This window comes from Paenibacillus sp. FSL W8-0426 (assembly GCF_037969725.1).
GTDB lineage: Bacteria > Bacillota > Bacilli > Paenibacillales > Paenibacillaceae > Paenibacillus > Paenibacillus hubeiensis.
In genome coordinates this window covers 6,306,794-6,327,978 of sequence record NZ_CP150203.1, presented here as the reverse complement: position 1 = coordinate 6,327,978, position 21,185 = coordinate 6,306,794, and the positions used below count along the sequence as shown (strand labels likewise).

Annotated in this window: 21 protein-coding genes and 1 riboswitch; all 21 genes read left to right on the top strand. The window is 51.0% G+C overall.

Going from position 1 to position 21,185, the window contains the following annotated elements; translation table 11 throughout:
* Positions 1 to 219: 219 nt before the first annotated feature.
* The 21 genes from MKY59_RS28680 (at position 220) to MKY59_RS28580 (ending at position 21,068) form a co-directional block, all read left to right on the top strand.
* A complete protein-coding gene (locus MKY59_RS28680; protein ID WP_339278492.1) occupies positions 220 to 1,341 on the top strand; it encodes an L-threonylcarbamoyladenylate synthase in 1,122 nt (373 codons plus the stop codon).
* 547 nt (positions 1,342 to 1,888) lie between these two features.
* The gene (locus MKY59_RS28675; protein ID WP_236413035.1) at positions 1,889 to 2,449 is read left to right on the top strand and encodes a manganese efflux pump MntP family protein; all 561 of its coding nucleotides are present in this window, start codon (positions 1,889 to 1,891) and stop codon (positions 2,447 to 2,449) included.
* Positions 2,450 to 2,732: 283 nt separating this feature from the next.
* A complete protein-coding gene (locus MKY59_RS28670) occupies positions 2,733 to 3,305 on the top strand; it encodes a low molecular weight protein arginine phosphatase (RefSeq protein ID WP_236413032.1) in 573 nt (190 codons plus the stop codon).
* Between the two features lie 119 nt (positions 3,306 to 3,424).
* A riboswitch (ZMP/ZTP riboswitch) is annotated at positions 3,425 to 3,507 on the top strand.
* Positions 3,508 to 3,643: 136 nt separating this feature from the next.
* The gene (locus MKY59_RS28665) at positions 3,644 to 4,237 is read left to right on the top strand and encodes a TIGR01440 family protein (protein ID WP_339274969.1); all 594 of its coding nucleotides are present in this window, start codon (positions 3,644 to 3,646) and stop codon (positions 4,235 to 4,237) included.
* Between the two features lie 30 nt (positions 4,238 to 4,267).
* Positions 4,268 to 5,518 carry a serine hydroxymethyltransferase gene (gene glyA, locus MKY59_RS28660; protein WP_290371422.1) on the top strand — a complete coding sequence of 417 codons (1,251 nt, stop codon included), beginning with the start codon at positions 4,268 to 4,270 and terminating at the stop codon, positions 5,516 to 5,518.
* 205 nt (positions 5,519 to 5,723) lie between these two features.
* Positions 5,724 to 6,353 carry a uracil phosphoribosyltransferase gene (upp, locus tag MKY59_RS28655; RefSeq protein ID WP_236413027.1) on the top strand — a complete coding sequence of 210 codons (630 nt, stop codon included), beginning with the start codon at positions 5,724 to 5,726 and terminating at the stop codon, positions 6,351 to 6,353.
* A 42-nt stretch (positions 6,354 to 6,395) separates the two neighbouring features.
* Complete coding sequence (gene wecB, locus MKY59_RS28650) at positions 6,396 to 7,553, top strand: UDP-N-acetylglucosamine 2-epimerase (non-hydrolyzing) (RefSeq protein WP_236413026.1); 1,158 nt, start codon at positions 6,396 to 6,398, stop codon at positions 7,551 to 7,553.
* A gap of 187 nt (positions 7,554 to 7,740) precedes the next feature.
* The gene (locus tag MKY59_RS28645; RefSeq protein ID WP_236413025.1) at positions 7,741 to 7,995 is read left to right on the top strand and encodes an AtpZ/AtpI family protein; all 255 of its coding nucleotides are present in this window, start codon (positions 7,741 to 7,743) and stop codon (positions 7,993 to 7,995) included.
* Complete coding sequence (locus MKY59_RS28640; protein WP_236413024.1) at positions 7,988 to 8,368, top strand: ATP synthase subunit I; 381 nt, start codon at positions 7,988 to 7,990, stop codon at positions 8,366 to 8,368. The genes MKY59_RS28645 and MKY59_RS28640 overlap by 8 nt, the downstream gene beginning before the upstream one ends.
* 40 nt (positions 8,369 to 8,408) lie before the next feature.
* Complete coding sequence (atpB, locus tag MKY59_RS28635; RefSeq protein ID WP_236413023.1) at positions 8,409 to 9,227, top strand: F0F1 ATP synthase subunit A; 819 nt, start codon at positions 8,409 to 8,411, stop codon at positions 9,225 to 9,227.
* A gap of 75 nt (positions 9,228 to 9,302) precedes the next feature.
* On the top strand, positions 9,303 to 9,527 hold the full coding sequence (gene atpE / locus MKY59_RS28630; RefSeq protein WP_090903513.1) for a F0F1 ATP synthase subunit C: 225 nt from the start codon (positions 9,303 to 9,305) through the stop codon (positions 9,525 to 9,527).
* Between the two features lie 115 nt (positions 9,528 to 9,642).
* Positions 9,643 to 10,131: a F0F1 ATP synthase subunit B gene (gene atpF, locus MKY59_RS28625; protein WP_236413022.1), complete on the top strand. Its 489-nt coding sequence runs from the start codon at positions 9,643 to 9,645 to the stop codon at positions 10,129 to 10,131.
* A complete protein-coding gene (locus MKY59_RS28620) occupies positions 10,128 to 10,676 on the top strand; it encodes a F0F1 ATP synthase subunit delta (RefSeq protein WP_236413021.1) in 549 nt (182 codons plus the stop codon). Before atpF ends, MKY59_RS28620 begins: the two co-directional genes overlap by 4 nt.
* 16 nt (positions 10,677 to 10,692) lie before the next feature.
* On the top strand, positions 10,693 to 12,207 hold the full coding sequence (gene atpA / locus MKY59_RS28615) for a F0F1 ATP synthase subunit alpha (protein WP_236413019.1): 1,515 nt from the start codon (positions 10,693 to 10,695) through the stop codon (positions 12,205 to 12,207).
* A gap of 161 nt (positions 12,208 to 12,368) precedes the next feature.
* Complete coding sequence (atpG, locus tag MKY59_RS28610; protein ID WP_236413017.1) at positions 12,369 to 13,238, top strand: ATP synthase F1 subunit gamma; 870 nt, start codon at positions 12,369 to 12,371, stop codon at positions 13,236 to 13,238.
* Positions 13,239 to 13,388: 150 nt separating this feature from the next.
* The gene (atpD, locus tag MKY59_RS28605; protein WP_236413015.1) at positions 13,389 to 14,792 is read left to right on the top strand and encodes a F0F1 ATP synthase subunit beta; all 1,404 of its coding nucleotides are present in this window, start codon (positions 13,389 to 13,391) and stop codon (positions 14,790 to 14,792) included.
* Between the two features lie 64 nt (positions 14,793 to 14,856).
* Complete coding sequence (locus MKY59_RS28600) at positions 14,857 to 15,261, top strand: F0F1 ATP synthase subunit epsilon (RefSeq protein ID WP_236413013.1); 405 nt, start codon at positions 14,857 to 14,859, stop codon at positions 15,259 to 15,261.
* A gap of 638 nt (positions 15,262 to 15,899) precedes the next feature.
* Complete coding sequence (locus MKY59_RS28595) at positions 15,900 to 16,157, top strand: DUF1146 family protein (RefSeq protein ID WP_339274966.1); 258 nt, start codon at positions 15,900 to 15,902, stop codon at positions 16,155 to 16,157.
* Between the two features lie 524 nt (positions 16,158 to 16,681).
* On the top strand, positions 16,682 to 18,028 hold the full coding sequence (gene murA, locus MKY59_RS28590) for a UDP-N-acetylglucosamine 1-carboxyvinyltransferase (RefSeq protein ID WP_236413706.1): 1,347 nt from the start codon (positions 16,682 to 16,684) through the stop codon (positions 18,026 to 18,028).
* Between the two features lie 306 nt (positions 18,029 to 18,334).
* Positions 18,335 to 19,627 (top strand): stage II sporulation protein D, encoded by a 1,293-nt coding sequence (gene spoIID / locus MKY59_RS28585; protein ID WP_339274964.1) that lies wholly within the window; start codon positions 18,335 to 18,337, stop codon positions 19,625 to 19,627.
* A gap of 706 nt (positions 19,628 to 20,333) precedes the next feature.
* Positions 20,334 to 21,068: a M23 family metallopeptidase gene (locus MKY59_RS28580; RefSeq protein WP_236413008.1), complete on the top strand. Its 735-nt coding sequence runs from the start codon at positions 20,334 to 20,336 to the stop codon at positions 21,066 to 21,068.
* Positions 21,069 to 21,185 lie beyond the last annotated feature (117 nt).

Genomic DNA, 21,185 nt, shown 5'->3' with positions numbered 1-21,185 from the left:
ATCTGGGGATAAGAGCGATCGGAAGTTCGTACTGCATTCGCAGTGGCCTTGTGTGATTGATAGTGCGGTTTATATAGTATCCGTGCGAGCGAACATAACCTACTATGAACGTTTGGGAATGATGAATAGATGAACAGAGAACAAGAAGCGATGCAGCCGTTAAGCAACACGAATGGAAATGCAGGAGAGGCGGGCGTTGGTTTTCAACAAGGCCAGCCGATGAAGGATACGGTCATTTGGGACGTGAAGGTGCTGATCAACCCGGAAGATGGGGATGGAAAAAGGGAGAGCGCTTCTGCAAGGCAGCAGGCGCTCGTGGACTTGCAGGCTGCCGCAGCCTGCCTACGTCAAGGGGAAACCGTTGCCTTCCCGACCGAAACGGTGTACGGCCTCGGTGCGGATGCGCGCAGCACGGCAGCGGTGGAAGCCGTATTCGCCGCCAAGGGCCGGCCTTCCGACAACCCGCTGATCGTGCATATTGCCCGCCGGGACCAGCTGGATTCGCTGGTGACGGAGGTCAATGCCACTGCGGAAGCGCTGATGGATGCGTTTTGGCCCGGACCGCTTACGCTGGTGCTGCCTGTTAGAGACGGCGCGGTATCGCCTCGCGTCACCGCCGGATTGGATACAGTGGGCGTGCGCATGCCGGACCATCCGGTTGCGCTGCAGCTGATCGCGGCGGCGGATTGCCCGGTCGCCGCGCCAAGCGCCAACCGCTCGGGGCGGCCAAGCCCTACGCTCGCGTCACATGTGCGCGAGGACCTGGCTGGCCGCATCGGCGGCATTGTGGACGGCGGCCCCACAGGGGTGGGCGTCGAGTCCACGGTGGTGCAGGCCGGTGACGACGGTACCGTCACCATCCTGCGCCCTGGCGGCATCACGGCGGAGCAGCTGTCCGCCGTGGCCGCCCGCGTCGCCACGGACCCGGGCCTGCTGGCCGAAGGGCCCGAAGGCGACGATCGCCCGGTGCCGCGCTCGCCGGGCGTGAAGTACACGCACTATGCGCCCGTTGGCGCGCTGTGCGTGGTGGAGGGGCCGCCTGATGCGGTGGCGGCCTGGATCGGCGCCGCCCTCGCGGAGGCGGCGCAGCGCGGGGAGCGCACCGCAGTGCTGGCGTTCGCCGAGCACGCGGAGCAGTACCGCGCCGACGCAGTGTTCTCGCTGGGCGAAGCCAGCGAGCTGGAAGAAGCTGCGCGCAGGCTGTACGCCGCGCTGCGCAGCTGCGATGAGCAGGGCGCCACGTATATCGTGGCGGAAGCCTGCTCGCGCGAAGGGCTTGGCGCAGCCGTCATGAATCGGCTGCTCAAGGCGGCGGGCCACCGACTGATTCAGGTCGGATGACCCGCCGTGAGCGGCTGGCGGCGCTATGCTCAGGTGCGCCGCACCGCGCTTTCGCGGCTCCACCGCAGCATGCCCGGTCAGACGCATCACCTCCAGTCGCCTCGACCTCGCCCGTGCTTACAGGGCATGCACCACGCTTTGTTCTGCGCTGCCCGGTCGTTCTGCCGCACCCCGTTACGTCCCGTCCAGCTCTAACGAACCCTGGTCACGTTATTTGGCGCGAAATAGCGCTCGTGATTGTGCAGCGAACCTGAAGCACGCTATGGGATATGAAATGGCGTGTAGAAGGCCACTTTCAGCGAAATAACGTTACTGAAGCTCGTTAGAATTGGAACGTTCATCATTTTGGTGAAATAAGAATGCTGATGTTCGTCAGCGCCCTGATTACATCCTCCATCCGTCCATTCCTTCCCGAACGGCGATAAAGCGAATCGTTTGGCCCGACGCTGCCGGGTTTCCGGCAGCCTCTTAATTATCCCTGGTCATGTTTATGGCCTTGTCCGCATATCGTGTACAAGAATCTTTTACGGGACATGGGGGAATGGGGATGTGGGATGTATCTGCCCATGTGGGGCAGCTGGTAACCATTTTGATCATGGCTGTGGCTCTTGGGCTGGATGCCTTTTCTCTGGGGATCGGCATCGGCATGAAAGGCATACGGTTGCGGGATGTGCTGAAGATCAGCACGGTGACGGCCTTGTTTCACGTCATCATGCCATTGATCGGCATGGTGACGGGCAAATACGTCAGTGCCCTGTTGGGAGACATCACGACATATGCGGCGGGTGGCTTGCTTATTTTGCTGGGTGGGCATATGATCTGGAACGCTTTTAGGGAAGGAGATACCAAGCTGGTTGATCACCGTACCATGCTGGGGGTCACGTTATTCTCGTTCAGCGTAAGCATAGACTCGTTCTCGGTTGGCGTATCGCTGGGCATGTTTAGCAGCAATTTGTTGCTCACCGTGCTGGCATTCGGGATTTGCGGCGGCGTGATGTCCATCATGGGCCTTTTGCTCGGACGGCGTGTCAGTCAAAATCTTGGCGATTACGGCGAGGCTGTCGGGGGAGCGATCTTGTTAGCCTTCGGGCTGCTCTTTATTTTCTGAACGTTGTGCGGTGTACATGTTTTCAACAGGGCTTAACCATCCTATAATAGCAAGAAAGCATCGATAGAATGGGTCCGGTTTATTCGAACATGAAAATATATCGATGGATGCTTGGGCAATAGTTTCATAAAGCATCCGAGTACTGCATGTGAAAGCCGATATTTCAAGCAACAAACGGTTAAACGAAGTTCGCCTGTGCAAAAAAACGCTTCGTTAGCGTTTTTTACGGGATTTATGGCGTTATTCATATATGGACATCATTTTGAATGGGGAGGCTTGCACGATGAAACATATTTTGTTTGTATGCACCGGAAATACATGCCGCAGCCCCATGGCTGAAGGACTGATGCGCAAGCTGGCAGCCGATCGGGGGATCGAGGTGGAGGTGCGTTCCGCCGGGGTTGCGGCGACGACGGGTATGCCGATTTCCCATCATGCGGAAGCGGTTTTGCGGGATCATGACGTCCGCGGCCCCGAACACTCCACGCAGCTGAATGCCGATCTGATCGAATGGGCGGATCTTGTGCTTACGCTGACCAGAGGGCACAAGCAGCATGTTATTCAAGTGTTTCCAGACTCGGTCCACAAAACGTATACGCTGAAAGAGTATGTGGAAGACGATGAACAGGTTATGAACGACTTGCAGGAACTGGACAGCCTGTTCGCCACGCTGGAGATGAAACGAGCGCTCGGCCAGGAAATTTCAGCAGACGAGCGCGAGCGTGCCATCGAGATTCGTCAACGTATCCCGAGCTTTGACATCTCCGACCCGTTCGGCGGGAGCCGGGATGATTACAATGTGGCCGCAGCTGAAATCCGCACCGCGCTGGACCGATTGCTGGACAAACTGGAATAGCCTCTGCAGAGCATAAGGCTGTTGTTCGTCAAGATGGGATGACATTGTCAAACAGGACATCGAGTGTAAATTTCCCGTTGATTTTATGCGCGGGTTGATTTATGATGAAATGGAAAACAGGGATCTGGTGTAACTGGCGACAAAAGTGGGTTTAACCACGGTGGAGCACCAGAACAAACGGCCGGTCGCCTGGGCAAAAGAGCAATTCTGCGATACCCGCAGACTGCTCTTTTTTCGTATTTCGTCCGTTTATTCGCTATAATGGTACCTGAAATGCCACGCATGCATGCGAGACAATCCAGAGGAAGCAGGGCATGATTTAATCGGGAGGCGATAGGATGACAACGGAGTTGGATTCGCATCAACCCGGATTGCAGGAGCAGACCGCAGCGGTGTTGCGTGAACTGGCGATTGCGGGCAAGCTTGGGCCTGGGCAGATCGTGGTGATCGGTACAAGCACAAGCGAGGTTGCAGGCAAACGGATTGGTACGGGCGGTGCCTTTGAAGTTGCCCAGCAGCTGCTTGACGGTATTCGCGAGGTACAACAGGAATTCGGTTTCGACACGGCGTTTCAGTGCTGCGAGCATTTGAATCGTGCGCTGGTCATGGAACGTTCGGTGTTGACGCGCCTTGGATTGACCGAGGTGGGAGCCGTTCCGGTGCCAAAGGCAGGCGGCTCCATGGCAGCCGCGGCCTATCGCTCGCTGGCGAAACCATGTCTGGCTGAACATGTGCAGGCCCATGCGGGGGTGGACATCGGAGAAACGATGATTGGCATGCATTTGCGCCATGTTGCAGTACCTTTTCGCACGACTCTTCGCTATATCGGCAAAGCGCGGGTAACGGCCGCGTTGACCCGGCCCAAACTCATCGGCGGGGAACGCGCGGTGTATCGTTTGGACGAAGAGCTTGATTCAACATTTTGTGACTGACTAACTTCATTTATAAACGGGAGGAATTTAATCATGGAACAATTGCGCAAGAGTGACCCGGCAGTACTGGAAGCGATGAATCTCGAATTGAAACGCCAACGCAACAACATCGAGCTGATCGCATCCGAGAACATCGTCAGCGAAGCGGTAATTGAAGCGATGGGTTCTGTACTGACGAACAAATATGCCGAAGGATATCCGGGCAAACGCTACTATGGCGGATGCGAACACGTGGATATCGTTGAGGATATCGCGCGCGATCGCGCAAAAGAGCTGTTTGGTGCGGAGCATGTTAACGTACAGCCCCATTCCGGTGCGCAAGCGAACATGGCGGTATACTTGGCAGCGCTGAAACCAGGCGACACCGTGCTCGGCATGAACCTGGCCCATGGCGGACACTTGACGCACGGCAGCCCGGTCAATGCATCCGGTCTGTTGTACAATTTCGTGGCTTACGGCGTACAGGAAGACACGTTCATGATTGATTACGACGAAGTTCGCAAAGCGGCATTCAAACATCGTCCCCGCCTGATCGTTGCCGGTGCAAGTGCATATCCGCGCACGATCGATTTCGAAAAGCTTGCCGCCATCGCCAATGATGTAGGCGCGTTGTTCATGGTCGACATGGCTCACATCGCAGGCCTTGTGGCTGCCGGATTGCATCCAAGCCCGGTTCCGCATGCCCATTTCGTAACGACAACGACGCACAAAACGCTGCGCGGACCTCGCGGCGGTATGATTCTGTGCCGCAAATCGTGGGCAGCGGCGATCGACAAAGCCGTATTCCCTGGTTCCCAAGGCGGGCCGCTGATGCACGTCATCGCATCCAAAGCGGTAGCCCTTGGCGAAGCATTGCAGCCTTCTTTCAAAACATATGCTCAAAACGTCGTGAAAAATGCGCAAGTTTTGGCTGAAACGCTCATCAGCGAAGGCTTGAACATCGTGTCCGGCGGTACGGACAACCACTTGATGCTCATCGACACTCGCAGCGTGAACATCACGGGTAAAGAAGCGGAGCATGTGCTCGATTCCATTGGTATCACCGTCAACAAAAACGCCATTCCTTTCGATCCGACCAGCCCGTTCATCACAAGCGGCATCCGGATCGGTACGCCTGCGGCAACGTCGCGCGGCATGGATGAGGAAGCAATGGTTGCGATCGGTAAAATCATTGCCAAAACGTTGAAAAACCCGAAAGATACAGCGATTCTGGATGAAGCGCGCAGCGAAGTAACGAAGCTGACCGACAAATTCCCGCTGTACACTGACCTGAAATACTAGAATTTACTTCTTCAAGGACCGGACACTATGTTTCCGGTCCTGTTTTTGTAGGATTCGTTTTTCTGTAATGATTCGATGTCCTTGGAGGGTGTAATTCGGTGTGGGTGATGATATAATATACAGGATTTATCGGGCCGGATGAATGATCGTCAGGCGATATTGGATAAGCTGTACATTGAAGAACTTACCGGAGGGACAAATTAAGATGCGAAAATTGGTAATATGTGATCATCCTTTGATTCAACACAAACTGACGTTTATTCGCGACATGCGTACAAATACGAAAGATTTCCGCGAACTCGTGGACGAGGTAGCCACATTGATGGCCTACGAGATTACGAGAGAGATTCCGCTGGAATCGATCGACGTTCAGACTCCTGTTGCCCAAACGAAAGGAAAAGTGATTTCGGGCCGCATGCTCGGACTGGTGCCGATCCTTCGCGCAGGCCTGGGTATGCTGGATGGCGTCGTGAAATTGCTGCCTGCAGCGAAGGTTGGCCATGTCGGCTTGTTCCGTGACCCGGAAACGCTGCAGCCTGTCGAATACTACACCAAACTGCCTACGGATGTGACGGAACGCGAGTTGATCGTGATCGACCCGATGCTGGCCACCGGCGGATCGGCCATCGCGGCGATTGACGTGCTCAAAAAGCGCGGCTGCACCCAAATCAAAATGATGAACCTTGTAGCAGCACCGGAAGGCGTAAAGGCTGTTCATGATGCTCACCCGGATGTGGACATTTACGTGGCTGCATTGGACGAGTGCCTGAATGACCATGGATACATCGTTCCCGGACTGGGAGATGCAGGAGACCGCCTGTACGGCACAAAATAAGCGCACGTCTCTGTGCGGTAGTAGAAAAGGGGCTTTGCTCGAATGTCCAACAAAATCAAAGTAATGACGATTTTCGGCGTGCGGCCGGAAGCGATCAAAATGGCTCCGCTCATTTTGGAACTGCAGAAGTATCCTGAATCGATCGAGTCGATCGTGTGCGTAACGGCACAGCATCGCCAGATGCTGGATCAGGTTCTCGAGGTGTTCAACATTAAACCGGACTACGATCTGGATGTCATGAAAGAACGTCAGACGTTGAACGAAATCAGCATCCGCGTATTGCAAGGGCTCGAACCTGTACTTCGCGAAGCGAAACCGGATATCGTATTGGTTCATGGGGATACGCTGACGACGTTCCTGGCCAGTTATGCCGCTTTCATGCAGCAGATTCAAGTGGGGCACGTGGAAGCTGGGCTTCGGACATGGAACAAGCTTTCTCCATATCCCGAAGAGATGAACCGCCAGCTTACGGGCGTATTGGCAGATATGCATTTTGCGCCGACGGACTGGTCTGCCTCGAACCTCGCCAAAGAAAATAAACCGGAGTCTAGTACCTACGTCACAGGCAATACGATCACGGATGTGTTTCAATATACAGTACGGCAGGGTTATACACATCCGGTACTTGATTGGGCTCAAGGCAAACGCCTTGTGCTGATGACAGCTCACCGCCGTGAATCCCAAGGCGAGCCTCACCGCAACATTTTCCGGGCCGTCAAACGGATTGCCGACGAGTTCGAAGATATTGCCATCGTGTACCCGGTGCATCCAAGTCCTGCTGTGAAGGAGCCGGCTCACGAAATTTTGGGAGATCATCCCCGAATTAAACTTATTGATCCGCTAGACGTAGTGGATTTGCATAACTTTTACCCGCATACTCACTTGATTTTGACCGATTCAGGCGGTTTGCAGGAAGAAGCGCCTTCGTTTGGCGTGCCTGTCCTTGTTCTTCGGGATACGACGGAGCGTCCCGAGGGCATCGAAGCTGGCACCCTGGAGCTTGTCGGGACGAGTGAGGAACGCGTTTATGAACGGACGCGGGCTTTGCTAACGGACGATACACTCTATGAAAGCATGAGTCAGGCTGCTAATCCGTACGGTGACGGACAGGCTTCGGAAAGAATTGTCAATGCGATTTTGCACCATTTTGGCAGGAAAGACGAAAGACCGGAATCATTTCACAGAAAATTCAAAAAATAATTTACTTTTTTTGTTCGATTCACGAAGGGTACAGCATACAGTTAAACTGTACGGTTTACGCGGGTTTATGGGCTTTTGTGGGCTTATAAATCCGTCGTTTTACCCTTTAAAACGCTAAAATCATTCAATTGACAAAGGCTCTCATCATTCAGTAAAATTAACTGGGATTGCAAGGGTGGCGTGGAAAATGGCCGATTCGAACAAACCAAATTCATCCCGTAACCATGATGATAACGTGTGGAAAGCGATGGGGCTCGTGACAGCTTTTGGGATCGAGATTGCCGTCCTCGCCGTTGCCGGATATTTCGTCGGCTCCTGGGTAGACAAGACCTTTGGAACTACCGGAATATGGACCGCCGTAAGCGTTCTCTTTTTTCTGGCGGCAGGCGGCGTGAGCATCTACTTTATCGCGAAAAAATTCATGGGGGAAAGTGATGAGTGAACTAACCAGACTTCGCAAATGGATGACAGTGTGCGTTATGACCATCCTCATGATCTGTTTCCTGATTGCCGCATTGTTTCCCGACATCCAGACGATCGCAGTCGGACTGGCTTTGGGCGTAGGCATCAGCTGGATCAATGCTTCCTATCTCGGACGCAAAGTGAGGATTATGTCGGAAGATGCGGCTGGGGGTAATTTGAAGAGGGTAAATCTGGGATTTTTGACAAGGGCGGCACTTGCGGTGCTCGGTGTTTTTCTGGCGATGCGGTATCCGCAGTACTTCAATACATACGCGGTCGTGGGTGGCCTCGTCTTTGCGCAATTTTCCCTCCTATTTATAGGGATCATCTTATCCCGCAACACAGAATCATAGAACTGAACCGAATTGAACGCGAGAAAGGGGTGAGAAAAATATGCATGAAGCTCCCATTATTGATCTGGGTGGATTCAGACTGGACTTGTCGGTTGTACTGATGCTGGTGGTGACTAGCTTAATCGTCTTTATCATTTGTAAACTGGCGACAAGGAACTTGTCTGTAGACAACCCAGGTAAAATGCAGAACTTTTTGGAATGGGCCATCGAGTTTGTTCGCAACCTGATCTCGAGTACGATGGACATGAAGAAGGGCCAGCATTTCCTTACTCTGGCAACAACCATGATTATGTTTATTTTTGTGGGTAACATGCTTGGGCTTCCTTTTGGGGTAGTCACTGGCATGACTGATGTAAGTCAGGCACAGATTGCGGGTCAACCGATCGTAAGTGCTGTCGAAGCATTCAACGAAGCGCATGAGAAAGATCCGAATGCTCACCCTCACATTGAGATTGCTTGGTGGAAATCACCGACCGCAGACCTTTCTGTGACGATGGGACTGGCACTTATTGCGTTTGTGATCGCTCACGGTCTGGGATTGTTCAAAAATACCAGAGCGTATCTCAAACACTACTTCCAGCCGCATTGGTTGTTCTTCCCGATTAACATTATCGAGACGGCATCCAAACTGTTGACACACGGAATGCGTTTGTTCGCAAACATCTTTGCGGGCGAGGTTCTCATCTCAACCATCATGAAACTGACGGCTTTCAAATGGATTGGTGCAATTGCGGCGATCCCGCTGTTGGCTGCATGGCAAGGTTTCAGTATCTTTATCGGTGCCATTCAGGCATTTGTCTTCGTAGTACTGATGATGGTTTATATTTCACAGACCGTCGAGTCTCACGACGAACATTAAGATTCAAGTCCAAACGGATTAGCCCTGCAGGACTGAACTATAAAATTTAACGATTATTCTAAGGAGGATATACAAATGGGAGCAATGGCATTATTGGCAGCAGCAATTGTTGCAGGATTGGGCGCACTTGGCGCAGGTATCGGTAACGGTTTGGTAATCAGCAAAACAGTTGAAGGGATCGCTCGTCAACCAGAAGCGAAATCCACGCTGCAAACAACAATGTTTATCGGGGTAGGTTTGATCGAGGTATTGCCGATCATCGGTGTGGTTCTGGCGTTCATTTTCTACGGCGCGGCTTAATAAAATCAATGCAGGTTTGGCGGGGAAGGCCACAGCCATCCGCGCCTTCTTTTTAGGTAGCGTCCGTAAACCCGGAAATGCAGCCTGAGGATATCTCCAGGAAGGAGTGAACAGATTGAGTTTCGTATGGGAAAATACAGTTCTGGCGATCATCGCTTTTGTTATTTTATATTGGCTGCTTAGCCGTTATGCATTTGGCCCGCTTTTCTCCATCATGGAGAAACGTCGCGAACTCGTAATGACGCAGATGAATGAGGCTGCGCAGACTCGTGATCAAGCTCTTGCCTATGTTGAGGAACAAAAGAAAGCTTTGGAACAAGCGCGCAAAGAAGCTTACGATATTATCGAGCAGTCCAAACAAACCGGAAACAAGCAAGCCGAAACGATTTTGGCCGATGCCAAATCCGAAGCGAATCGCCTGAAAGACGATGCAGTGCGTGAAATCGAAAGCGAGAAAAACAAAGCGGTTGCGGCATTGCGCAGCGAGCTGGGCTCTGCTTCGGTACAGATCGCTTCCAAACTGATCAAAAAAGAAGTTGAGAACGGTCCTGCACAAGAAGAGCTTGTGAACCAATACCTCAATGAGGTAGGGGGCAGAAAATGAGCCGCGATACGATTGTTGCCAAACGTTATGCAAAAGCATTGTTTGAAGTGGCGCAGCAGCAACAACGCGTGCTGGAAACGGAGCAAGAGCTGCGGGCGGTTGTTGTTGCACTGACCGGGGATAAGGAGATCGGCAAGTTTATCTCTTCTCCTAACATTTCGGATGAGGCAAAACGGAATGCGCTGCACGCCAGCCTTGACGGTAAAGTATCTGAGTCCGTCCTGCGAACTGTCCTGCTCCTGATCGAGCGCGGACGCGTTGATTTGCTGGATGCTCTGCTGAGTGATTACGTGAAGATCGAGGGAGAGTCGCTGGGTATTGCCGATGCGCTCGTATACTCGACTTATGCGCTGAATGAGGAAGAAAAACAAGCGGTTGCTCGCGAATTCGGCGGCCGTGTCAATAAACAGGTACGTATTGAAAATATCGTTGATCCGAGCCTCTTGGGCGGATTGAAAGTCGCCATTGGCGATACGATCTATGACGGCAGCTTGTCTGGCAAGCTCGAACGTCTTGAGCAGTCTTTTAATAGACGAGTACAGTAGATTGGGGTGAGGACACTTGAGTATCAAACCAGAAGAAATCAGTACATTGATTAAAAGCCAGATCGAACAATACAAAAACGACATCGATGTCGTTGAAGTAGGTACGGTTATTGAGGTCGGCGATGGTATTGCCCGTGTATACGGACTTGAGAACGTCATGTCCAACGAGTTGGTTGAGTTCCCAAGCGGCGTAATGGGTCTCGCCATGAACGTTGAAGAGAGCAACGTCGGTGTCGTTATCCTGGGACCTTACTCCGACATTCGTGAAGGTGACCAAGTTAAGCGTACAGGTCAAATCATGCAAGTGCCTGTTGGTGAGGCATTGATTGGACGCGTTGTGAATCCGCTCGGTATTCCGGTGGATGGCAAAGGCCCGATCGCAACGACGGAATTCCGTCCAGTGGAAGGCCGTGCACCAGGCGTAATGGATCGTAAATCGGTTCATGAGCCGATGCAAACGGGGATCAAAGCGATTGACGCTATGGTTCCAATCGGTCGCGGTCAACGTGAGTTGATCATCGGTGACCGTCAAACAGGTAAAACATCCATCGCGATCGACGCGATCCTGAACCAAAAAGGCAGCGGCATGAAATGTATCTACGTTGCTATCGGTCAAAAACAATCTACGGTTGCGCAGGTTGTTGAAACGCTGCGTCGCAGAGGCGCAATGGAATACACGATCGTTGTAACGGCATCGGCTTCCGATCCGTCACCGCTCCTGTACATCGCTCCTTACTCCGGTTGTTCCATGGGTGAGTACTTCATGTACAAAGGCGAGCACGTTCTCGTTGTATATGATGACCTGACCAAACAAGCGGCAGCATACCGTGAGTTGTCCTTGCTGCTTCGTCGTCCTCCAGGCCGCGAGGCTTATCCGGGTGACGTATTCTACTTGCACTCCCGTTTGCTGGAGCGCGCTGCGAAGCTGAATGATGAGCTTGGTGGTGGTTCTTTAACCGCATTGCCATTCATTGAAACACAGGCTTCCGACGTATCCGCATATATCCCGACCAACGTAATCTCGATTACGGACGGTCAGATCTTCCTGGAGTCCGATCTGTTTAACGCAGGACAACGTCCGGCGATCAACGTGGGTATTTCCGTATCCCGTGTCGGCGGTTCCGCTCAGATCAAGGCGATGAAAAAGGTTGCAGGTTCCCTGCGTCTCGATCTCGCCCAATATCGTGAGTTGCAGGCGTTCTCCCAATTCGGCTCCGATCTGGATAAATCCACGCAGGCTCGCCTGAATCGTGGTGCTCGCATGATGGAAATCCTGAAGCAAGGCGTAAACCAGCCTCTGCCTGTAGAACAACAGGTAGTCAGCTTGTATACGGCGGTCAAAGGATATCTGGATGAAATCCCTACAGGCGACGTAACTCGCTTCGAACGTGAATTCCTGGCGTTTATGGTGAGCTCGCACCCTGAGATTCTCCAATCCATCGTGGACAACAAAGATTTGACTGCAGACAACGAAACGGCTCTGAAAGCTGCGATCGAGCAATTCAGAAAAAGCTTCGCTGCCTCGCACTAATATAGAAATGCAGCTGCGGAGTTGATATTACGATTCCGCATGTCTGCGTGTACCGACTTCAATATATGTAGTCCATATGAGAAGTTTTGACGCTGTGAAAACTTGATGTTGAAGCTTTCGAAGTAACTTTGGCTCTGCCAAAGTTTTAAGGTGGTGAAATCATGGCAAAAGGCATGCGCGAAATCAAGCGGCAAATTAAGAGTGTGCAAAGTACAAAGCAGATCACCAAGGCGATGGAAATGGTTGCGGCAGCCAAGCTGCGCAAAGCGCAGGAACGAGCTGAAGCAGCACGCCCTTACTCTGAGAAGTTGAAAGAAGTTGTGGCAAGCATTGCTACGAGCACCAAGGGGATCAAACATCCGATGCTTGACAGTCGTCCGGTGAAAAAGACGGCTTATCTGGTCATCACATCAGATCGCGGTCTTGCGGGAGGATACAATGCGAATATTTTGCGTTTGGTCAATCAAACGCTTAAGGAGAAGCATAAATCCAAGGATGAGTACGCTCTGTTCGTCATCGGCCGCAAAGGGCGGGACTACTTCAGACGACGTGATATCGCAATGGCTGCAACTACAACCGACTTATCTGATTCACCTGCATTTGCGGATATCAAATCGATCGCACATGAAGCGGTTCATGGATTTGAACTGGCTGAATTCGATGAGTTGTTCATTTGCTATAACCGCTTTGTGAATGCATTGACCCAGATCCCTACGGTGGACCGTCTTCTTCCGATGGAAACACCAGAGGTATCCACGGCAGGAGGCCCGGTAGCTAGCTGCGAATATGAGCCATCTCCTGAAGCTGTGCTCGAGGTGCTGCTCCCGCGTTACGCGGAAACGCTCATCTACGGCGCGCTCCTGGACGGTAAAGCAAGTGAGTTGGGTGCGAAGATGACAGCCATGGGTAATGCTACCAAAAATGCATCCAAACTTATCAATGATCTGTCATTGACCTATAACCGTGCCCGTCAGGCAGCAATCACGCAGGAAATCACGGAAATCGTGGCAGGTGCCAACGCACAAAGTTAAAGATGCATTCTCATTTCTTTCAAAGAAGTGGGAGCAAGGTTCGGCTCGTTGAAAATGGGCGTGTTTATATATGAAAGCTTGCAATGCAAGGATGAATGAACGGAACTTATTTTTGCAAAAGTAGCAGGCTTGTAGGAGGGGAACGTTAAGATGAACAAAGGACGCGTTGTGAGCATCATGGGTCCGGTCGTTGACGTCGAGTTTGAACGCGGCGGCCTGCCGGAAATCCTCAATGCCATTACGATCAAAACGCAGAACGAAAGCGGCGTTGCAATCGACCTTACGCTGGAAGCTTCCAAACATCTGGGTGACAACCGCGTGCGTTGTATTGCGATGTCTTCCACGGATGGACTTGTACGCGGCGTTGAAGCTGTAGACACAGGTGCTCCAATTTCCGTACCGGTAGGGGAAGCAACTCTGGGTCGCGTATTTAACGTGCTTGGCGAAGCGATTGATACGAATGGCGAAGTCAAAGCAGAAGTGAAAAACCCGATTCACCGAGCGGCTCCTGCATTCGACGAACTGACGACCCAAGCAGAAATGCTGGAAACGGGAATCAAAGTTATCGACTTGCTGGCCCCTTACGCTAAAGGTGGTAAAATCGGCCTCTTCGGTGGTGCCGGTGTAGGTAAAACCGTAACGATTCAGGAACTGATCAACAACATCGCCCAAGAGCACGGCGGGATCTCCGTATTTGCGGGTGTTGGTGAGCGTACGCGTGAAGGTAATGACCTTTATCACGAAATGAGCGATTCCGGCGTTATCAACAAAACAGCAATGGTCTTCGGACAAATGAACGAGCCGCCGGGCGCGCGTCTTCGCGTAGCCCTCACGGGTCTGACCATGGCGGAATATTTCCGTGATGAAGAAGGCCGTGACGTGCTGCTCTTTATCGATAACATCTTCCGTTTCACCCAAGCGGGTTCCGAAGTATCGGCCTTGCTTGGACGTATGCCTTCTGCGGTAGGTTACCAACCTACGTTGGCTACGGAAATGGGTCAATTGCAAGAGCGGATCACATCGACGAAAAAAGGTTCCGTAACATCGATCCAAGCGATCTATGTTCCTGCGGATGACTATACGGATCCGGCTCCAGCGACAACGTTTGCTCACTTGGATGCAACGACGAACTTGGAGCGTAAAATTTCCGAGATGGGTATCTACCCTGCGGTAGATCCATTGGCATCGAGCTCTCGTATCCTCAGCCCTGAGGTTGTAGGGGAAGAGCATTACAACGTTGCTCAAGGCGTTAAACGCATCTTGGCTCGTTACAATGAGTTGCAGGACATTATCGCAATCCTGGGTATGGACGAGCTCAGCGAGGAAGACCGTGCGCTCGTTTACCGCGCTCGTAAAATCCAGCGTTTCTTGTCCCAACCATTCCACGTTGCCGAAGCGTTCAACGGTATTCCGGGTAAATACGTTCCGGTTAAAGAAACGGTGCGCAGCTTTAAAGAAATTCTCGAAGGCAAGCATGACGATCTTCCGGAAGCAGCTTTCCTCTTCGTGGGCACCATTGAAGAGGCAGTGGAGAAAGCCAAAACTTTGGTATAATCCGATCCGGGATTGTCCTTAATGAAGTGAGCTATCCTTCGGATAGTTTTCAGGAGGGATGGAATTGAGCACCTTATTGTTGGAAATCGTTACCCCAGAGCGACTTGTATATTCCGAACAAGTGAATAGCCTTATCGCTCGTGGTGTTGAAGGGGAGCTTGGCATTCTGCCAGGGCATATTCCGTTGGTAACTCCTTTGCAAATCGCGCCAATCACGATCAAAAACGGAAAGCAAGAAAAGCTGGTTGCCGTAGGTGGCGGCTTTATTGAAATCCGTAAGGATAAGGTTGTTGTACTTGCAGAGAGCGCCGAGTTTCCGGAGGACATCGATGTGGACCGTGCTCGTGCGGCAAAAGAGCGGGCGGAGCGCCGGCTTAGCAGCCAGAGCAATCAGGATCATTTCGATCATCGTCGTGCAGAAATCGCACTGCAAAAAGCGATTAACCGGATCAACGTTTACGGCAAATAAACAATTATGAGGGGCCTGGCAGTCTAACTGCCGGGCTTCTTTTTAAGGTTGCAGTTCTTCTTGTGATGCGTGCTTGAACATCGTAACGGTGATGATTTTGTTTAAATGCGTTGTGATGGATCGAGAGGATCGAGCGAATCGTGGGAATATGTACCTTTTCGTTGGTTAGAATAGGCGTAGTTTCTTTCACGAAAACGTCTTCTATGATCCGTATAACCTCCTTAAAAAGGGAGATTAGGGGATAGTTCTGCGGTTTTTTTTTCTAGTTTTGATTAGCAAACCTACATAATTGATTATGATATAGGACTAAAGTAATAGGTATCTTTACCACTTAGAGAACCATTTTTTGGCCGCGAAAACCGGAATTATTTCCGAGGAAATGACAAATTCGATATCGAAAAAACGCTCTTTTATGTCGTTTTGGTTACCTAATCCTGACCGTTTGATTTTAGAATAGTTTAGTAAAGTGGAAATCAATGTAATTGACAAGGTATGATGAAAGAGCCTATATTCCATAGAGTCAGATGATGCAAAAAAATGTGTGGGATAACTTTGGAAGAAGGCCATATCATGCTTAGGTAGTGAAGGACAATTTGAATTGTTCGGATTGCTGTAACAAATGCGGAGGTAATGAATATATGGATAATGATCTGACGAATCAGGTAAACCAGACATTAAGCGCAAACGGCTTGATTTCGATCTGTGTATCGCTGTTGTGTATCGCGGTGGCGTGGTGGGCCTTGCAAAATCTAAAGCTGGAACTCATCATTAGGCAGCCGAAAGGACCTCAAGGCAGATTGCTGCATTTGTTGTTGGCGATTATCGTTGGTCATGCGGTATCCGGTTTCGTCATTGACTATATGTCCTGGACCCAGATGCTTCGCTATTTGTTTTGAAGAAGATATGGTTGGTTAATCATCTGTTAGGCTCTCATGCAGCGTCGTTGTCGAATAACATCGATTGATTGTGTTAACAATTAGAATAAGATTGAAGGACAATTGCCGATTGGGAAAAAAATGTGACACAAAATTGGATGGTTTTGATTCATTTTCTCTAAAAATGCTTGTAACCAACAATTCAACGGTGTTATGATGGAAGTTAGGGAATTCACATTTTTTATTTTAAATTTGAAGGCTATAAAGGGATACCCGGTTCAATCCGGCTAAAAATCATCCCGAAAAACAAGGTCGCAGGCCGGTTGGGCATTCATGATTTATTTCAAACGTCCAGAGGCATTCGTCACGACATGTGGTATCATCTATTTGGATCATAAACCAATCTTTTCTGATCAGACATCAAGGTGCTTTCTTACCAGACAATGTCGAAATTCCATATACAGTCATGGTCCTTTCGTTTTTTTTGGAGGGGCTTATGCATTTCGGAATGAAGAAAAGGGAATAAAAGCGCGGAGGGAACCATGATGAGCAAATTTATCGTCCGCGGTGGCAAAAGATTGACCGGAAGTGTCAAAGTTAGCGGCGCTAAAAATTCCGTTCTTCCGATCATCGCTGCCTCTCTCTTAGGGGAAAAAGGCCAAAGCGTCATTGTAGACGCGCCTCCTCTAGACGATGTGATGACGATTAATAAAGTGTTGGAATCGCTGGGAGCCAAGGTTACATACCGGGACGAAGTGATTACCGTGAATGCGGAGAATTTGACTTCCTGTGAAGCACCGTATGAATGGGTAAGCAAAATGCGGGCGTCCTTTCTGGTCATGGGGCCTTTATTGACGCGTATGGGGCACACAAGGATTTCTCTCCCTGGCGGATGCGCGATCGGCACGCGGCCGATTGACCAACATCTTAAAGGGTTTGAAGCTATGGGGGCAGAGATCAGCCTCGGCCAAGGGTACATCGAAGCACGTAGCCAAGGAAGGCTGCGCGGCGCTAAAATTTATCTGGATGTAGCTTCCGTTGGAGCTACTCAAAATATTATGATGGCTGCTACTCTTGCAGATGGGGTAACCATTCTGGAGAATGCGGCAAAAGAACCCGAGATCGTGGATCTAGCCAACTACCTGAACGGTATGGGGGCCAAGGTTCGCGGAGCGGGAACAGGCATTATTCGCATTGAAGGCGTGGAGAAGCTGACCGGTGTTCGGCATACCGTCATCCCGGATCGGATCGAAGCGGGCACGTATATGGCTGCTGCAGCCATTTCTGGCGGAGACGTATACATCGAAGGTGCCATCTCGGATCACATGGGCTCAGTCATTGCCAAGATGGAAGAAATGGGCGTCACGATTATTCCTGACGAAAATGGCGTACGAGTTGTTGCAGACCGTCCACTCAAAGCGGTAGACGTGAAGACATTGCCGTACCCTGGTTTCCCGACGGATATGCAGTCCCAGATGATGGCTTTGTTGCTTGCTTCCGAAGGAACAAGCGTTGTGACGGAAACCGTGTTTGAGAATCGCTTCATGCATGTGGATGAATTCCAATTGATGAATGCGGAGATCAAGGTGGAAGGCCGTTCGGCGATCGTCACGGGTAATGCGAAACTGAAGGGTGCCAAGGTAACCGCAACGGACCTGAGAGCAGGGGCAGCCCTGATCATTGCCGGCTTGGTTGCTGAAGGTACGACGGAAGTTGGCGGCGTGCATCACATCGATCGCGGTTATGTACATTTGGCGGAAAAGCTGAATGGACTGGGTGCCGACATCTATCGGATTTCCGTCGATGAGCCGAAGCTGGAATCGGTCAAAACCCCGAACGAGAAACCGGAGGACGAAGTGCCGATGTTCAAGGTGCAACCAACCTGGGCTTAATGAACAAAAGATGATTAAAATGGAATACATGAAAGAGCTAAGCCTTAGAGCTTGGCTCTTTTTTTTGCCTCTTTAATGGGTAGATAGGGCAAGTTTACGATGCCAAATGAGAGATACTCCTTTTTAGGAGCTGATTCTATGAATAGCTGCTCCTAAAGTTCCATCTTTTTCTTTTTAGGCACCGGGCTAGCAGGCGTTTCTCTCAAATCGGGTTCTACCAGATCGTGAACGCTCATACTCTTAACTATGGAATGAAAACGAAAGATGAGTTCATAGGCTGATTACGACAATGGAGGGCTAACGAAAATGAAGGAAGCGCGTATACAGGTCAAATTGCCCCTCAACGCTCCAACGGTTGGAGAAGCAGTAGAGAACGAGGCAGAAGCCGAGGCTGCCCTGCAGCCGGTTGAGAAAAAAGACAAGCCATTTCCAACAAGGATGCGCGAGGAGCAGGCTCATGCGCCTATTATAGAACTGGATCATTATCGCGTCGTTAAGAGGCGGCGAATGAAGGTGTTTGGACAAAATCGGGGATGGGGTCAGCGTAATCCTAGGAGGTGGCAACCTGTGGCAGCCGTATCCGCGTTGGTGGGGGTGGCATTAATTATACCGGCGATCCTGGTCTGGCCGAATGACATCAAGGTTCCACCTTCTCCGGCTTCGGCGGTGCAGGAACAAACTTCAACTTCCAAACCTTCCCCCGTCGTACCTGTCGCGTATCCTGAGCCGGAGGTGCGGGTGTACCTATCGGGTAAAGGAACTACGATGAACCTGCCTCTGGAAGAGTATGTAGCGGGGGTAATCGCGGCGGAAATGCCCTCGGACTTCCAGCTAGAGGCGTTAAAAGCCCAGGCGATCGCAGCGCGCACATTTATCGTTCGACGTCTGGAGGCCAACGATACAAGCGGCGTGCCGGGTGGGGTCGCTGACGTGACCGATACCGTAAGCCATCAGGTTTTTCTTCCGCCGGATCAAGTGAAGACCGAGTGGACAAAGCTCGGAAAAACGAAGGACTGGGAGAAGCTGCAGCAGGCCGTTCGTGAGAGCAAGGACACCGTGATGACATACCAAGGCAAGCCGATTACGGCATCCTTTTTTTCGACAAGCAACGGTTATACGGAAAATGCAGAAGATGTGTGGGGAAATGCGGTACCCTATCTGAAAAGCGTGAACAGCCCCTGGGACAAAAAGGTAGCTCCGGGATTCGAAGAGACCGTGACGATGAGCCGGTCCGAAATCCTTCGAAAACTACAGCTTGGCGATGACGCGATTCCCGCAACGGCCCAGAACGGCGGATCCTGGATGGAAGTGCTGTCCACGACCGCAGGACATCGAATCAAGCAAGTGCGGATCGGAAGCAAAGTGTTCGGCGGACCGGAAGTCCGAAACCTGCTCGGTCTGCGGTCCAGCCAGTTCACCTGGGCGGCAGAAGGGGATGAGGTGCGGATTACGACATACGGCTACGGTCATGGCGTCGGTATGAGCCAATGGGGAGCCAACGGCATGGCGCAGGAGGGGTATACCGCAACGCAGATCCTGAAGCACTACTATACGGGTATCTCCTTTGGACATGCATCCAAGATGTTGGCAAAGCAATAGCCCCAGAGAGATCGGATGAGGATCTCCACAAAAAAGAACTCGTTTCCTGATAAGCCCCCAATCTCTATCTGATCTTTAAACATACCAGATTCTCATTAATGGGATAGGCTGCATGCCCGGCAGGTGACGTGAGCTGTATTTCAGCCTTATAGATCAACTAGGCCTTTAATGGCGAGGTAAGCTAGAACCAAGCCACCTACCATACCCAGCCCAATCACAAAGCTTTCAAGACTTGGCTATACTCTATCGGATTGAGATTACACGAGAACGGAGCAGGCAGAATAAATCTGAAGAAGCGAAGCGCTCGCCTTTATCCCTGGATTTCAACCATCTATATAAACCGCAAAAAAGATAACACACGTTAACGGAGAGGCAGAACCAATCTGGAGAAGCGAAGCGGTCGCCTTTATCCCCGGATTTTCCCCCTTAGAGAAGGGGAATCAAAAAAATCCGGGGATAACAGCGATCGGAAGATGGTACTGCACTCGTAGTGGCCTTGTGTGATTGATTAGGATGGTTTATATAAAGGAATAATAGAAATCCAGGGATAACAGCAATCGGAAGATTGTTCTGACAGCGTAGTGGCACAGTGTAATCCGGCAAATTAGGCATGTATAGCACTCTCTGAAAGCTTTGTGAAAATAATTAGAGTCGCCCGTGTATAAAAGAGTTGCACCCGGTAACACTTGTTACTGAGGTGATCAAGATGAATGAACAAAACAAAAAAACCATCCAGGAAGAGACTCCTAAAACAACTCAAGGAGTACCGGCAAGCCAGCCTTCTTCATGGAAAAGAGCAATGTCCAAACGCTGGGTGTTCCCGGCAGCTTACATCGCGGCAGCAGGTATTATACTAACCTTAGTTTGGGTCTATCAGGGAACAAGCCAAAAGACGCTTGAATCCAAACCCACGGGTGTAGTAGAAAACGGCTCCGTAGCTACGGGAGAAACAGCAGCGGAAGAGGGTCAGGAAAGTGTGGAAGTGGTCGCGAAGTCGGAGAATTTTGCATGGCCTGTAAGCAACCCTTCGGAAATCTCGGTCGTGAGACCATTCTATGACAATGAAGGATCTGCCGAAGAGCATGAGGCGGCGATGGTTCAGTACAACGACACATTCATTCCGAATACAGGCGTGGATCTGGCTCGTGGGGATAATGAAACCTTCGAAGTCAAAGCAGCGCTCGGCGGCAAAGTTACCCGAGTTGAACAAAACCCGTTGACGGGTCAAGTCGTGGAAATTACGCACGATGGAAATCTCAAAACGGTTTACCAAAGCTTGGCCGACGTCAAAGTGAAACAAAACGATGAAGTGAAATTGGGAGACACCATTGCTTCCGCCGGCGTGAGCGAACTCGGCAAAACGTTGGGTAATCACCTTCACTTCGAAGTGTACGAAGACGGACAGCCGGTTAATCCGCAAGGATACCTTCCGGAAAAGTAAAATGGTTTATGCCTGATCCGCATGAAGGAGCAGAGGGTTTGTCCCTCTGCTCTTTTCTGTGCTTTTGTTAAAATAATGGGACCTTTGAAGCATGTCACGCTCCAAACCGAGAATATC

Coding starts and splice junctions, on each gene's coding strand:
- MKY59_RS28680 (WP_339278492.1), top strand. CDS start 220: ATGAAGGATACGGTCATTTGGGACGTGAAGGTGCTGATCAACCCGGAA.
- MKY59_RS28675 (WP_236413035.1), top strand. CDS start 1,889: ATGTGGGATGTATCTGCCCATGTGGGGCAGCTGGTAACCATTTTGATC.
- MKY59_RS28670 (WP_236413032.1), top strand. CDS start 2,733: ATGAAACATATTTTGTTTGTATGCACCGGAAATACATGCCGCAGCCCC.
- MKY59_RS28665 (WP_339274969.1), top strand. CDS start 3,644: ATGACAACGGAGTTGGATTCGCATCAACCCGGATTGCAGGAGCAGACC.
- upp (WP_236413027.1), top strand. CDS start 5,724: ATGCGAAAATTGGTAATATGTGATCATCCTTTGATTCAACACAAACTG.
- wecB (WP_236413026.1), top strand. CDS start 6,396: ATGTCCAACAAAATCAAAGTAATGACGATTTTCGGCGTGCGGCCGGAA.
- MKY59_RS28645 (WP_236413025.1), top strand. CDS start 7,741: ATGGCCGATTCGAACAAACCAAATTCATCCCGTAACCATGATGATAAC.
- MKY59_RS28640 (WP_236413024.1), top strand. CDS start 7,988: ATGAGTGAACTAACCAGACTTCGCAAATGGATGACAGTGTGCGTTATG.
- atpB (WP_236413023.1), top strand. CDS start 8,409: ATGCATGAAGCTCCCATTATTGATCTGGGTGGATTCAGACTGGACTTG.
- atpE (WP_090903513.1), top strand. CDS start 9,303: ATGGGAGCAATGGCATTATTGGCAGCAGCAATTGTTGCAGGATTGGGC.
- MKY59_RS28620 (WP_236413021.1), top strand. CDS start 10,128: ATGAGCCGCGATACGATTGTTGCCAAACGTTATGCAAAAGCATTGTTT.
- atpG (WP_236413017.1), top strand. CDS start 12,369: ATGGCAAAAGGCATGCGCGAAATCAAGCGGCAAATTAAGAGTGTGCAA.
- atpD (WP_236413015.1), top strand. CDS start 13,389: ATGAACAAAGGACGCGTTGTGAGCATCATGGGTCCGGTCGTTGACGTC.
- MKY59_RS28595 (WP_339274966.1), top strand. CDS start 15,900: ATGGATAATGATCTGACGAATCAGGTAAACCAGACATTAAGCGCAAAC.
- murA (WP_236413706.1), top strand. CDS start 16,682: ATGAGCAAATTTATCGTCCGCGGTGGCAAAAGATTGACCGGAAGTGTC.
- spoIID (WP_339274964.1), top strand. CDS start 18,335: ATGAAGGAAGCGCGTATACAGGTCAAATTGCCCCTCAACGCTCCAACG.
- MKY59_RS28580 (WP_236413008.1), top strand. CDS start 20,334: ATGAATGAACAAAACAAAAAAACCATCCAGGAAGAGACTCCTAAAACA.